Here is a 14102-nt window from a genome sequence, read left to right as displayed (position 1 = left end):
ACGGCACGCCCGCGAGGGCGGACCATCATCACGTGACGGCGTCCCCTGCGACGGGCAGCGTGGCGAGTGCGGAGCGGGTTGCCCCGCCCCGAAGGTGGCCGGTGACCGCGCTCGTCGCGTACGGCGGCATCTGTTTCACCATCGCGATCGCCACCGATTTCCTCGTGCGCACCAGCACGATGGCCGGTTCGCTGGTCTGGATCTGCGTGGCCGTCCTGCCGGTCTATCTGGTCGCCGTGTGGCTCGCCCACCGCCGTCCCGACCACCCGCAGGCCCGGCGATTGCTGCTGCTCGCCGCGACCTTCGCGACCGGTGCGCTGATCGAAAACGCCGTCGCCTACCTCTATTCCGGACCGGATTCGAACGGCTGGCTGTTCTGGGTCAATGTCGCCTCGGCCACGGTGAACATGCTCGGCACCTCGGTGTCGTTGCTGCTGTTCGCCACCTACCCGGACGGCGACGTCGAACGCGCCTGGCAACGGGTGGTCGTCCGTGCCTTTCTGGTGCTGCCCGCGCTGCCTCTGCTCTGGATCCTGACCAATCCGGCCGTCCCCCTGGACGGTTATCTCGCGGACAACGCACCGGCCGCGCCGGCCATGCTGCCCAGCCCGGTATTCATCCCGGCGCTGGCGCCGTTGGGACCGCTCCTGATGACCACGAACAATCCGATTCTGCTGGGTCTGGGCGCCGTCGGAGTGCTGTTCTACCGGTTCCTGACCGCTCCGGCTCAGCAACGTCGGCGGATGCGGCTCCTCACCTACGTGCTCCTGGCCGGGATGCCGATCCTGCTCGCCGTCGTCATCATGCAGGCCGCCGGCGTGCCCGACGACGCGGCCGTGTTCCGCATCGTGAGTGCGTGCTACGTCCCCATCATGCTGGCGATGCCGGTGAGCATCGTCATCGGGGTACTGCGCTACCGGCTCTTCGACATCGACGTGATTGTCCGGCGGTCCGTCGTCTACGCGGCGTTGGTGGGGCTCATCGCGGTGGTCTACATCGGGTTGGCGGTGGCCCCCGGGCTGGCCCTGGGCGACCAGATCCCGGTGCAGCTCGCGGTGGTGTTGACCATCCTCGCCGCGCTCGCGTTCCAGCCGTTACGTCGACGGCTGGAACGGCTGGCCGACCGGTGGGTCTTCGGCGAGCGGGTCAACCGGTACCGGTTGCTAACCGAATTCGGTTCGTCCCTGGAGCATGCGGCCGCCGTCCCCGATCTGCTGCCCACGCTCGCCCGGACCGTGCAGCAGGGCCTGCGCGCCCCCTGGGTCCGGGTCGCCGTCACCGGGATGCCGGTAGCGACCGCCGGCTCGGACCGGGGGGACGTCGGTCTGACGGTGCCCCTCGAGCACCGGCGGTTTCCGGACGCGACGCCGGTCACCGTGCCTGCCTTGGACCAGGTGGGCCGGATCGACTGCGGAGTCCGGCCGGACGGCTACGACGAACAGGATCGCGAACTGCTGACCACACTGGCCGGGCAGGCCGCCGCGGCCATCGCCAACGTGCGGCTGTCCACCGAACTGGCCCGGCGGCTGGCCGAACTCGACCGGTCACGGGCCCGGATCGTCACCGCCGCCGACGCCGAGCGGCGGCGGATCGAACGGGACATCCACGACGGCGTTCAGCAGCAGGTCGTCGCGCTCATGATGAAGGTGCGGCTGGCCCGTAACCAGATCGGCCGGGGGGCCCGCCCGGCCGATGATGCGCTGGCCGAGATCGGCATCGACATCAAGGATCTGCTCATCGACCTGCGGGAGCTGGCGCACGGCATCCACCCACCCGTGCTGTCCGACGGCGGGCTGCTGGCCGCCGTCGAAGCGCGCACCGCGCGGCTGCCGTTCGCGGTCCGGGTGACCGGCGCGGATGCCTTGCGGGACCGCCGTTTCCCCGACGACGTGGAGGGTGCCGCGTACTTCGTGGTCTGCGAGGCGCTGACGAACGTCGCCAAGCACGCGGGCGCCACCGGCCCGGAGACCGAGGTCGACCTGGCCGACGGCAACGGAGAGCTCACTGTCGTGATCGCGGATCACGGCTCCGGCTTCGTCGGACGGGGAGGCGGCGGCACGGGTCTGACCAACCTGCGCGATCGCGTCGAGGCGCTCGGCGGACGGCTGCGGGTGGAGTCGACACCCGGCCGGGGCACCCGGGTCTGCGCCCATCTGCCGGTCGGTACCGGTCATGGCTGATCGGTTGCGGGTGGTCATCGCCGAGGACAACTATCTGGTGCGCGAGGGCACCCGCCGACTCCTGGAGGACTCGGGCGAGGTCGAGGTGCTGGCCGCGGTCGGCACTGCCGAGGAGTTGCTTGACGCGGTCGACCGGATGCGGCCGGATGTCGCGCTCACCGACATCCGGATGCCACCCGGGCACCACATGGAGGGCATCGACGCCGCGCATGCGATCCGTGCCGCGCACCCCACCGTCGGCGTCGTGGTGCTGTCCCAGCACACGGACGAGACGTATGCACTGGCGCTGTTCCGCGACGGCACGGCCGGCCTGGCGTACCTGCTCAAGGACCGGCTCGGGGATCTGGACGACCTGGTGCGGGCATTGCGCGAGGTGCGGTTCGGGGGCTCGGTGATCGACCCGGCCGTGGTCGACTCCCTCGTCCTCCGGCGGAGCCGAGCGGCCGCGTCCCCGCTGGCCTCGCTGACCCCCAGGGAGCTGGACGTGCTGCGCGCGATGGCGCAGGGGCACACCAATGCCGGCATCGAGCACGCGCTGCACCTGTCCGCGTCCACCGTGGAGAAGCACGTCAACGCGATCTTCTCCAAACTGGCGCTGGCGGACGCGCCGGTCCACCGCCGGGTGGCCGCGGTGCTGGCCTATCTGCGGAACGCCCCGGTGCCGTGACCGGCCGCGCCCGGATGAGGTCACCGGTTCTCACGGGCTGCTGACGACCCGGCCCTGTGCGGTATCGGAGGAAGCCGCGGCGTCGGGCTCCGTCACCCCGACCGGTACCCGGCGCGGACCGGGCCGTCGCTCGGTCACGAAGCGGGACGCCTTTGAGTGAATTCTCGGTTCCGGGCTGCGCCGACCGGAATCTGGATTCATACTCAGCGTGCTACTTCACTGACAGTAGCTGTTGGCTACTATCTGTAGTCAACATGGCGTGGTCAAGCGACCACGCGACTGATCCGTGCTTCTGGATCCGCGAATCCTGTGGTCCCGGAGCCGAACGGGCGGAGGGCAATGATGCGCTTCTTCACATCGAATGTGGCCCAGGTAGCGACCGCGTTTGTCATGCTGATGTCCATGGCAACGGCCGCAGGCGCTGATCCGCGACCCGCGGCCGCGCAGGTCATGGCGGCCGCGCCCGGGAACCCCGCGGTGACCGGATTCGTCACGAGGTCGGGCCAGGACCTGATGCTCAACGGTGCCCCTTACCGATTCACCGGACTGAACATCTACAACGCCAACAGCGTGAACAACTACTGGTACACCATGGGTGTCGGCCCGGCGCTGGACGAGGCGCTGACCGCCATGGGGCCGGGAAAGAACGTCTTTCGCGCCTGGTTCGGACAGTGGCTGGCCAATCCGACCGGCAAGGGTCTGGATTACTCCGTCTTCGATCACACGCTGGCGGTCGCCCGGGCGCACGGGTACCGGGTCATCGTCACCTTCGCCGATCAGGACGGAACGTGGGATGACGGGATCCGGAAGACCCTGGATTCCGGCTGGTATCAGCAGGGTTACCGCACCACCGTCAGCACGGTCGCCAGCAGTTGGGGCGCGCGGAACGGCCTGACCTACCGGGATTACGTGCGGTCCGTGGTCGAGCGTTACCGGGACGATCCGACGGTGTTGATGTGGCAACTGGTCAACGAGGCCGAGGCCACGCGCAGCGACGGGAGTTGCCCGAGCGCCACCGACGATGCCGCGGCCGTGGCCATCCGCGGATTCGCCGACGACATGAGCCGGATGATCAAGTCCGTCGATGTCAATCATCTGGTCAGCCTCGGCACGATCGGCACCGGCCAATGCGGAACCTCCGGCCCCCGCTATCAGAATGTGCACTCGCCGGCCGGTATCGACCTGCTGGAGATGCACGACTACGTGGCCGGCCAGTCGTTGATCGGCGATCAATGGAACGGCATGAAGCTGCGGCTGGATCAGGCCCGAGCCCTGAACAAGCCGATCTTCGTCGGCGAGTTGGGCGTCGACCCGCAGGAGGTCGGCGGTGTGGACGCGCGGGCCCGGGTCGTGGGTACGAAGCTGCGGGACCAGTTCAACGCGGGGGTGGTGGGTGTCGTTGCCTGGGAGTGGCGCAACGCCGGCCGGTCGGGCGGGGACCGGTTCATCATCGGGCCGGGTGACCCCGTCCTGGACTCCCTTGACCTGTCGCGCTACTTCGGTGTGCCCAGCCCCGGGAGCGGACGATGGACGACGACCGGCAGCGCCCGGATCGACGGCGAACAGATTCGGCTGACCACGGCCGACCAGACCAACGCGGCGGGAGCGGCGTTCTACCCGGTCCCGTTGAATTCCGACAGCATCCAGGTCACCTTCGACCTCGAGATCGGCGGCGGCGGGGGCGCGGACGGGCTCACGCTGGCCCTGATCGACCCGGCCGGGCCGGCCGGCCGGCGCCTGGTGGGCGCCTCGGGCGGCGGCCTCGGCTGGTCCGGCCTCGGTGGCTACGCCGTGGCATTCGACACCTTCCGCAACGGCGCCGATCCGAGCTCGAGTTTCGTGGGACTGGCGAACGGCCGCCGGCCCGACCAGGCCGACCAGCTCATCTGGTCGGCGCACTCCGGTCCGCTGCCGACGCTGCGGGGCGGGACCCATCGGGTCCAGGTTCGGGTGACCAAAGGCAAGCTCACCGTCGAACTCGACGGCAAGCAGACGCTGGCGTCATCGGTCGCGCTGCCGCCGACGGTCCTGATCGGGTTCACCGCGGGCACCGGTGGACTCACCGACCGGCACACCGTCTCGGGGGTGTCGGTGGCCGCCCGACCGGCCGGCTGAGTGCCGGCCCGGCCGGCGCCGCCGCTCAGTTGACCCGGTACAGCTTCCAGTCGCCGTAGAACGCGCCCTGGAAGTGCTGGACCTCTGTCGCAATCCCGGCACCGTTCTGGAATAGGCCCGGCCAATGGTGCCCGACCGCGTCGGCCGGGCCCAGTTCGGGCGCCGGGACCAGGAGGTACTTCACGCCGTGTCCGGCCGGGTCGGCAACGGCGCCCTGGAAGTCGAGGTCCGAGGTGATCACGAACTGGGTCGGCCGCCGGCTGGCCATGACGATCGAGTAGGCGTAGGCGGTGTCGGTGAGCACGCTGGACTCCCCGGGGTCGAGCGAGTCGATGTACTCCGCGACCTGCCGCTCGGTCTTGAAGATCAGCAGGCTCCGCTGCTCCTCGTGCGAGGCGAGATCGGGGTAGAACACCGACCGCAGCATCGGGCTCTCTTCACGGGCCAGACCGGCCCGGGTGTCGGTGAGCATCTGGAACTGGGCGGGGACGGAGATCGCCAACGCGGCGACCACCAGGATGGCGACCCCCACCTCGACCGGGCGGAAGGTGCGCGTCCGCAGGTGACGAGGGCTGGGCTCGGACGGCGCGGCCACCTCCAGCGCGGACACCCGATCGGCCCGCTTCCGGGCCAGCTCGCCGGACAGCGCGACGACCGTGCCGGCCAGCAGGACGGTCAGCGGAATGACGGTGATCTGGAAGCGCAACCACCCGAAGGAGGATCCCATCAGCAGCACGAGCGCGCTGAACGCCGACACCGCACCGAACACGATCGGCGCGACCAGCGCCGAGAGGCTGCGGGCGCGCACCGCCAGCACCAGCGTGGCGATCAGCAGCAGGCCGAAGACCGGGGCCAGCCCGAAGGTCTGCCGGCCGATGTACTCCAGCGTCTGCGCCCACGTCGAGCCGGTCACCGCCTGGATCGACTTGGACCCGCTGGTCACCTGCGCCGAGTTGCCGTACACCGAGCTGAAGGTCGGCAGCCATTCGTTGACCAGCACCTTGGCCATCAACGACCACAACACGAAGGCGAAGGCGAACGGTGCGGCGACCAGCGCGACATTGTTGACCGCGGTGGACAGCCGACGGGAACGGTCGTCCCGGGCGCGCACCCAGCTGGCGATCCCCACCAGGGCCGCCACGCCCACGGCGGGCGCCACCGCCTCGTAGCGGGTCATGTAGCACAGCCCAAGGGCCAGTCCGGTTCCGACCAGGCACCCGGGCGCGGACGTCTGCACCCAACTGATCAGGCAGCTGGTGGTCAGCGCCAGGAAGAACAGCATCATGGCCTCGGACAGCCCCGAGCCGGCATACAGCATGATCATCGGCTGGAGGGCGAACAGCCCGGTCAGGATCAGCCGGGTCACCCGCGGCACGTTCAGCTTGCGCAGGCACCCGGCGATCAGGGCCACCGTGCCCGCCATCATCAGCGCCGACTCGATGGCCCCGAGAACGCCGTAGGACACCAGCCAGGGCGCGAACAGCTTGAGCGGCAGGAACGGAACCAGCAGCAGCGAGGGCAACGGATTCCACACGAAGCCGATCGCGGGCAGATGCGGGTCACGGCTGTAGAGCACGTAGTAGGCATTGCCGACCCGGCTCATCGCGTCCGCGAAGAGAACGTTGTGCTGCACCAGCCAGACCGCGACCATCAGGTACAGCACGGCCGACACGGCGAACAGCAGCACCGGCTCGGACAGCAACCGGGATGCGGGCCGTCGCTCAGGCCTGGCAGGCTCGGGCGCTTCCCTGCGCGGCAGGGTCATCGTCGGTGTGGTCATTGCGGCTCTCGCTCTCTTCGGAACACTGCTTGGTCACTCATGCCATCGCCGACGGTCGCTGGGACCAGCCGGCTCAGCGGTGGGGCTAGGCGCCGGCGGAAAACCGGATCGAGCCGGCCGGCAGCTCGGTGCCCGGCCAGACCCGCGCACCGTCGAGCAACTCGCAACCGGCGCCGATCACGGCGCCGTCGCCGACCACCACGCCGACCAGGACGGCGCCGGCACCGACCCGGGTGCCGTGGCCGAGCACACTCGATTCGACCCGGGCACCGGCACCGATCTGGGCGTCATCCATCACCACGGAGCCGCGGACGAACGCCTGCGCGTCCACCCGGGCGCCGGCACCGATCGTGGAACCGCCGACCACGGTCGCGCTCGGGTCCACCTGCGCACCGGTCAGGATCAGCCGGTCCAGGTCGTGCGTCTGGGCCTTCGGCAACGCGGCGGTCGGCGCGACGCCGGCCACCAGGTCGGCGGATCCCTGCACATACGCCATCGGTGTCCCCAGGTCGAGCCAGTAGCCGGCATCGACGTGGCCGACGACCGTGGCCCCGGCGCTCAGCAGGGCCGGGAAGGTGTCACGCTCGACCGACACGGGTACGCCCTGAGGAATGCCGGCGATCACCTCCCGGCGAAACACGTAGCAGCCGGCGTTGATCTGGTCCGTCGGGGGCGCGTCGGTCTTCTCCAGGAACCCGAGCACCCGGCCCTCGTCGTCGGTCGGCACGCAACCGAAGGCGCGCGGATCCGGCACCCGGACGAGATGCAGCGTGACGTCGGCCCGGCGCTCGAGGTGGGTCTGCAGCACCGCTCGGAGATCGACGCCGGACAGCACATCGCCGTTGAAGACCATCGCGTGGTCGTGGCGCAACCGGTCGTAGACGTTGCGGATCCCTCCGCCGGTCCCCAGCGGCTCCTCCTCGACGACGTACTCCAGATCGAGACCGAACTCGGAACCGTCGCCGAAGTAGTCCTCGAACGTCTCCGCCCGGTAGGACGTGCCCAGCACCACGTGTCGGATGCCGGCCTCGCGGATGCGGGACAGCAGATGCTCCAGATACGGAACTCCGGCCGTCGGCAACATGGGCTTGGCCGCGGACAGGGTGAGGGGGCGGAGCCGGGTACCCTTCCCGCCGACCAGGACCACCGCGTCGATCTCGGGGGCCGGGCCCGTCACCTGATCGGTCACCATCATCCGCTCCATCCGTCGTTCGTAGAGGTGTCCCCGGCGCTCCGGATCACCCCGAGAATCTCGTCCCGCAGGGCCGACATCCGTTCCGTGTCTTCCGCTTCCACGTTGAGCCGGAGTAGCGGCTCGGTGTTGCTCGGGCGGACGTTGAACCAGGCGCCCCGGTCGACGGTCACGGTCAGACCATCGAGGGAATCCACGTCGGCGCCGCACTCCTGCGCCCAGCCGCGGATGGCCGCCAGGCACGGCCGGACATCGGCGACCGTCGAGTTGATCTCACCGGAGGCGGCGTACCGCTGGTACTGGCTGGTCAACTCCGACAGTGGTGCGTCCGAGCGGCCGAGCGCGGCCAACACGTGAAGCGCGGCCAGCATCCCGCTGTCCGCCCCGTAAAAGTCGGCGAAGTAGTAGTGCGCGGAGTGTTCCCCACCGAACAGTGCTCCCGTGCGGGCCATCTCGGCCTTGATGTAGGAATGCCCCACTCGAGTACGAACGGGCCGTCCACCGTGCTCGCGCACGATCTGCGGAACCGCGGCGGACGAGATCAGGTTGTACAGCACGGTCGACCCGGGCCGCCGCGCGAGCTCCCGAACCGCCACCAGCGCGGTGATCGCGCTCGGGGACACCGGCTCGCCCCGTTCGTCGACGACGAAGCAGCGATCCGCGTCGCCGTCGAAAGCCAGACCGAGATCGGCGCCGGTGGCTCGCACCCGCGCCTGCAGATCGACCAGATTGGCCGGGTCCAACGGGTTCGCCTCGTGATTGGGGAACGTTCCGTCCAACTCGAAGTACAGCGGATCGAGGGCGAACGGCAGCCGGGCGAAGATCGGCGGAACGGTGTGACCGGCCATTCCGTTGCCCGCGTCGACCACGACGCGCAGCGGCCGGACCCCGGACAGATCCACCAGATCGAGGAGGTAGTCGGCATAGTCGGTGACCATCGGCCGGGCCGGCAGCGACCCCGCGACGGGGTTCGGCACCGGGCGTCCTTCATCGAGCAGCGCGACGGCCGCGTCGCGGATCGTCGCCAGCCCGGTGTCCAGGCTGATCGGCTTGGCCCCGGCCAGGCACATCTTCACCCCGTTGTACCGGGCGGGATTGTGCGACGCGGTGAACATCGCACCGGGCATGTCGAGCAGGCCGGACGCCAGGTACAGCATGTCGGTGGAGGCGAGCCCGATGAACTCGACGTCCAGCCCCGCCGAGCGCACGCCCGAACCGAACGCGGCCCCGAGTTCGGGTGACGAATCGCGCATGTCGTGCCCGATGACAATGCAGCCGGCCCCGTGTGGCGGCGCCGCCACCAGGCCGGCGAAGGCGTGGCCGAGGGCGAACGCGCCGGCCGCCGTGAGCTGCGTGCCGACCAGGCCACGCACGTCATAGGCCTTCACGATGGACGCCAGCTGCTCGCCGGGCGTGGGGGCGGCCGTCGTGGTCCCGTCGTCGACGGCATTCGAGGTCAGAACATTCGAGGTCATTGTCATGCGGCCGAACCATCCTTCGCGAATCAGTGATGCACTCGCCGCGACAATGCGGGCATCCATTGGCCGGAAATGGCCACTGCTACCATCTTCAAGATTATCTGAAACTCGTTCCGGCAGAATCGGAACCGGCTGTGAAGATCATCACCGGCGATGGACGCCGGGCCGGCCCGACCGGAGCCGGTGGGTCTACGAGCCGTCCGACCCGGACCAGGTCCGGATCGACCGGAACACCTGCGGAAATTGCGGACCGAGGTCGAAAGTGTCCTGCGTACCGGGTCCGACATTCCAGAATCCGAAACCCGCGGATCCGTGGGTCATCGCCATGCCCACCGATGTCCAGAACTGTTCCGCCCGCGCATCGTCCCCGATCATTGCGTTCGCCCCCCACTCCTCGACCAGCCAGGGCCGTCCGGCCACCGCGGCCGCCGCCGCGACCTGTGGCATCGTCACCCGCAGGTCCGGCGAGCTGTACAGATGAATCGTGAACACGTCGTTGTGCGGTAATTCCATGATCGATTGCCAATCGATCCCCGAATCCCAGTCCAGGTACAGCAGGCCGCCGGTCGTCAACAATTGATCGGGTGCCCGATCGTGCCAGAATTGTTCGACGGTCCGGTAGAAATCGACCAGCTGCGCGGCGCTCGTCCCGACGACATTGTCGGCGCCGTTGATCGCGGCGGGCTCGCCGGCAAATGCGACCAGCGCGATCGTTCGATCGGCGCCGTATCGCACGCCGGTGCGGGTGTTGACGCGGTCGACCACGAATGCCAGGAACGGCGTCCAGTCCGTGGTGTACGGATTGATCCCGGTTCGAAGCAGGAGATTGCGGTAGGTCGAGAGATCGAGCAGCACGGCGACCCCGCTGTCGTGCGCCACGGCGATCAGCTGGTCGACCCGCCGCCACGCCGCCTCGTCGTACGCGTCCGCCGGCCTGGGATCGGGCCGGTCCAGGAAATCGGTGATCCGAACCGTGTTCAGCCCGAGGTCCCGGAGCCGCTGAACGGATCCGACCGGATCGTCGAGACCGCCGTAGACGGTGCCCGCTCTCATCGGCCAGCGCTCGCCGTCCCGGACCAGGCCGTCCGGCCCGGCGACCACTCTCGGCTCCTCCGATGGGCGCGCGGCGGCGACCAGGGTCGTCCCGGACAGGACGCCCAGCAGGAGGACCAGAAGCAGCCCGTGGGTCCGGCGTCCCCGGGAACGCCGGACCGCGGCTCCGACGACGTCGTCAGGCTCGGTCAACTAGGACAGCGCGCCGACGAGCTCGGCCGGTTCGTCGGCCGGACGCGTCGGGCCCGCGTTGGCCGCGAGGCCGTGCGAGGTCTTCTCCCAGTACGACGGGTTGACGATGAGCTGGTACGTCGCCTTCGCCGCAGCGACGCTCATCATCAGCCAGTACAGCGGGACCAGCAACGCTGCCATCAGCAGATCCGGCCGTTTGAGTTCGCTGATCGTCAGCATGCCCATGTAGATGACCGCTGCGTTGCCGAACACGAAGCAGGCCAACGCCAGGTAGTACGTCTGCGCGGGAAAGAGCTCGGCGACCCACGCCGGCTGCTGGACCGCCCACAGCACGGCCAGCGCCCAGAAGATCGGGTTGATCAGGGCCGTCAACGGCGTTCCGAGGACGAACAGGTGCAGCCCGAGAGCGCCGCGCCAGCCGAGTTCCCGGTGCACCGTCCTCGGTTCACGCATGTGCACCAACCAGGTCTGCAGGTACCCCTTGTACCAGCGGCTCCGTTGCTTGATCCAGTTCACGAAGTCGGAGTTGGCCTCCTCGTCGGTCACCGAATCGAGCACACCGACCTTGTACCCCAGACGCGCCAGGCGGATGCCCAGATCCGCGTCCTCGGTCACGTTGTAGGCGTCCCAGGCGCCGATGGACCGCAGCAGTCCGGCGCGGAAGTGATTGCTCGTCCCGCCCAACGGAATCGGCGCACCGACGGAGACCAGGCCGGGCAGCAGGAACCGGAACCAGTTCCCGTACTCGACCGTGAAGAACCGGGTAATGAGGTTCTGCCGCGAGTTGAAGTACCCCAGACGGGCCTGCACGCAGGCGTAACCGGCTCCGAGCCGGCCCAACGCCACCACCGCGCGACGCAACTGCAGCGGCTCGGGCTTGTCCTCCGCGTCGTAGATCGTGACGAATTCACCGCGCGCCGACTGCAGACCGTAGTTGCAGGCCTTCGGCTTGGTCCTGGGCTCGGCCGCCGGGACCAGCACGATCCGCACCGGCGAGCCTTCGACGGTGCGGCGGGCGACGCGGATCGTCTCGACGTCGTCCTCCTCGAGCAGCAGTCGGACGTCGAGCTTGTCGGTCGGGTAATCGATCGCGGCCATCGACTCGATCACGGTCGCGATCACCTCCGGCTCCCGGTACGCCGGCACGAGCACGGTGTAGACCGGAAGGTCGGCGTCCGCGATCGCGCGAGCCTCCTCGTCGGTCACCCGCACCAGGTCCGTGCCGGCCAAGCCGGCCTTGACCAGCACCACCCGGTAGATCACGGCCGCCGAGTAGACGACGGTCGCCAGCCCGATCGCGATCTGCATCGTCAGGATCGGGTCGAACACGGCACCGGCCACCACCAGCAGGCCGGCCACCACCAGACCCAACTTCTGTCCGGTGCTGACCACATGGTCTGCGGACATCCGAGGAGCGGCCTGCTTGAGACCGTAGATGCTGCGCTCGAGCATCTCCCGCTCGTGCTCGGACGACATCGGCACCGGGGTCCAGGACGTGGCCCCCGATTCGCCGGATTCGTTCTGGCCGAAGCCAGGTCGGTCGATCACGCTCACGTCAGGACTCCCATCTGGGCAAGAACGGCACTCGCGCCGAACGTCGCGCCGGCCGCCACCACGAACGGCAGCCCCGGGGCGACGGGCGGGAGGAATTGCTGGTGCATGGCCAGGTCGGCTTCGCGATCGCGCCCGGTTCCCCGAAGCCAGCGCGCGGAGATCACGGCCGCAACCGCGACGTACACCCACGCGACGATTTCTCCGGCGGCCGGCAACCCGGCCAGCGGAAGCAGCCCCAGCAACGGGGCGGCCAGGGCGAGCCGGATCCGGGCCGTCAGCCTGGTGCCCAGCACGATGAGGCAGGCGGCGATCAGGAATCCGGTGGCGGCGAACAGCAGGCGGGCGTCGATCGGTCCGGTGACCGACAACGGCGTTGCCCAACCGAAGGTCAGCCACACCGAGGGAGCGCCGAACACCAGGGCCAGGATCGAATCGACCTGACGATCGTGGACCGGCGGCTCGTCGGGCCGGGGAGTGGCTCGCGCGACCACCAGGGTGATCGCGGCGACGACGATCGCGATCATGGTGATGGCCGGCAGCGGGTTCCCCTGGCCGAAGACGTCGGCGGCGTGGGTGACCAGTGCGGGGAAGGCGAGCAGGGTCACCAACGCGGGCGCGCACAGTCGCGCGGCGAACCAGGCAGCGGAACGTGTCGGCCACCGGCGGCGGCGCGGCGCGGACGCCGTCACGACATCGAGGGGATCGGCGCGCCAGCGGAACACCCATCCGGCGGTGAACAGGTAACGGAGGACGAACACGACGCCCAGCACGACGACATTGGCCGGCACGGTGGGCATTCCGAGAACCTCGACGGCCAGGGCCAGCAGACCGAGTTGCACGGGCAACAGGACGATATTCAGCACCCAGAATCGGGCGAGCCCGGAGAAGAACCCGCGGCCGGAGTCGTGGAAGACCAGCCGTTCGAGCAGGACAAAGTTCCACACGATCGCGATCTGGGTGGCCAGGACCGAGCCGAGCAGGTACGGCACCGACCACACCGACGAGAGCAGCCACAGCGCGGCCGTGTTCACCGCGACCCCGGTGCCACCGACCAGCAGGAACTTGGTCAGTTGCGCCAGCCTGGGCCCGGACACCCCGAGCCGCAGGCTGATCAGCCGGCGAAGGTAGGTCAGGCCCTCCCGGATCGACGCCTTGCTCTGACCGTCGTGCCGGGGCTGGAACTCGAACGGCACCCCGACGACGCCGTTCGGTCCGCCCCGGGTCAACACCTCGAGCAGGATCTTGAAGCCGGACGGCCGGAGGCGGCTCAGGTCCACGGAGTCCAGACGCAACGCAAAGAAACCGCTCATCGGATCGGTCACCCCACGCAGCCGGCGCGGGAACAACATCCGCGCCGCGCGGGTCGACCACGCGGACACGGACTGCCGGAGCTTGCCGTCCAGGCCATCGGCGCCGTAGCCACCGGTGTAACGGGTGCCGTAGGCGACGTCGGCGTCACCGGCCATCGCCGCGGCGACCAAGTCCGGCACCTTCTCGGGGGGATGCTGCAGATCGCCGTCCATCACGACGGCCCACTGGCCTCGCGCCAGCCGGAACCCGGCCAGCACGGCACCACCGAGCCCGCCCTCCCGCCGGCCCGGCTCGCGGTGCAGCAAACGGACATCCATCGAACTCGACTGGGCCGCGGCGCGGATCGCGTCGGGCGTCTCGTCGTCGCTGTCGTCGACAAAGATGATCTCGGCGCCCGCACGGGCCAGCGGGCTGTCGGACCACTGCGCCATCACCCGGTCGAGCTGCTCAACCAGGGGCGCGATGTTGCCGGACTCGTTGCGCGTCGGAACGATAACGGAGACACCGAGTGTCGAACCGATAACGTTGTCGGCCCGGGTCGCTCTGGACCCGATTGCTTCAGCCATTCTGGATCCCCCTG

9 protein-coding genes are annotated in these 14102 nt (G+C 69.2%); 3 read left to right on the top strand and 6 right to left on the bottom strand.

Features of this window, described 5'->3' with window-relative positions:
* Nucleotides 1–101: 101 nt before the first annotated feature.
* The 3 genes from ACILSK_RS03720 (at nt 102) to ACILSK_RS03710 (ending at nt 4962) form a co-directional block, all read left to right on the top strand.
* The gene (locus ACILSK_RS03720) at nt 102–2180 is read left to right on the top strand and encodes a histidine kinase (protein WP_395725767.1); all 2079 of its coding nucleotides are present in this window, start codon (nt 102–104) and stop codon (nt 2178–2180) included.
* Nucleotides 2173–2847, top strand: coding sequence for a response regulator (locus tag ACILSK_RS03715; protein WP_395725766.1), 675 nt, complete (start codon nt 2173–2175; stop codon nt 2845–2847). Before ACILSK_RS03720 ends, ACILSK_RS03715 begins: the two co-directional genes overlap by 8 nt.
* Nucleotides 2848–3249: 402 nt before the next feature.
* The gene (locus ACILSK_RS03710) at nt 3250–4962 is read left to right on the top strand and encodes a lectin-like domain-containing protein (protein ID WP_395725765.1); all 1713 of its coding nucleotides are present in this window, start codon (nt 3250–3252) and stop codon (nt 4960–4962) included.
* Nucleotides 4963–4987: 25 nt separating this feature from the next.
* Here the strand turns inward: ACILSK_RS03710 and ACILSK_RS03705 are convergent, their stop codons facing one another.
* The 6 genes from ACILSK_RS03705 to ACILSK_RS03680 all read right to left on the bottom strand — a co-directional run bounded on the left by ACILSK_RS03705 (nt 4988) and on the right by ACILSK_RS03680 (nt 14088).
* Nucleotides 4988–6742, bottom strand: a complete 1755-nt coding sequence (locus ACILSK_RS03705) for a phospholipid carrier-dependent glycosyltransferase (RefSeq protein WP_395725764.1) — start codon at nt 6740–6742, stop codon at nt 4988–4990.
* Nucleotides 6743–6827: 85 nt separating this feature from the next.
* Complete coding sequence (locus ACILSK_RS03700; RefSeq protein WP_395725763.1) at nt 6828–7937, bottom strand: sugar phosphate nucleotidyltransferase; 1110 nt, start codon at nt 7935–7937, stop codon at nt 6828–6830.
* Entirely contained in the window at nt 7934–9415 is a 1482-nt protein-coding gene (locus ACILSK_RS03695) for a phosphomannomutase/phosphoglucomutase (protein ID WP_395725762.1), read from the bottom strand. The genes ACILSK_RS03700 and ACILSK_RS03695 overlap by 4 nt, the downstream gene beginning before the upstream one ends.
* Before the next feature lie 186 nt (nt 9416–9601).
* Nucleotides 9602–10657: a cellulase family glycosylhydrolase gene (locus tag ACILSK_RS03690; protein WP_395725761.1), complete on the bottom strand. Its 1056-nt coding sequence runs from the start codon at nt 10655–10657 to the stop codon at nt 9602–9604.
* Nucleotides 10658–12211, bottom strand: a complete 1554-nt coding sequence (locus ACILSK_RS03685; RefSeq protein WP_395725760.1) for a glycosyltransferase — start codon at nt 12209–12211, stop codon at nt 10658–10660.
* Nucleotides 12208–14088, bottom strand: coding sequence for a glycosyltransferase (locus tag ACILSK_RS03680; protein ID WP_395725759.1), 1881 nt, complete (start codon nt 14086–14088; stop codon nt 12208–12210). Before ACILSK_RS03680 ends, ACILSK_RS03685 begins: the two co-directional genes overlap by 4 nt.
* Nucleotides 14089–14102 lie beyond the last annotated feature (14 nt).

Source organism: Nakamurella sp. (genome assembly GCF_044224575.1).
Classification (GTDB): Bacteria; Actinomycetota; Actinomycetes; order Mycobacteriales; family Nakamurellaceae; genus Nakamurella.
The sequence above is the reverse complement of the archived record's forward strand: the minus strand, read 5'-3'. Positions and strand labels throughout refer to the sequence as shown.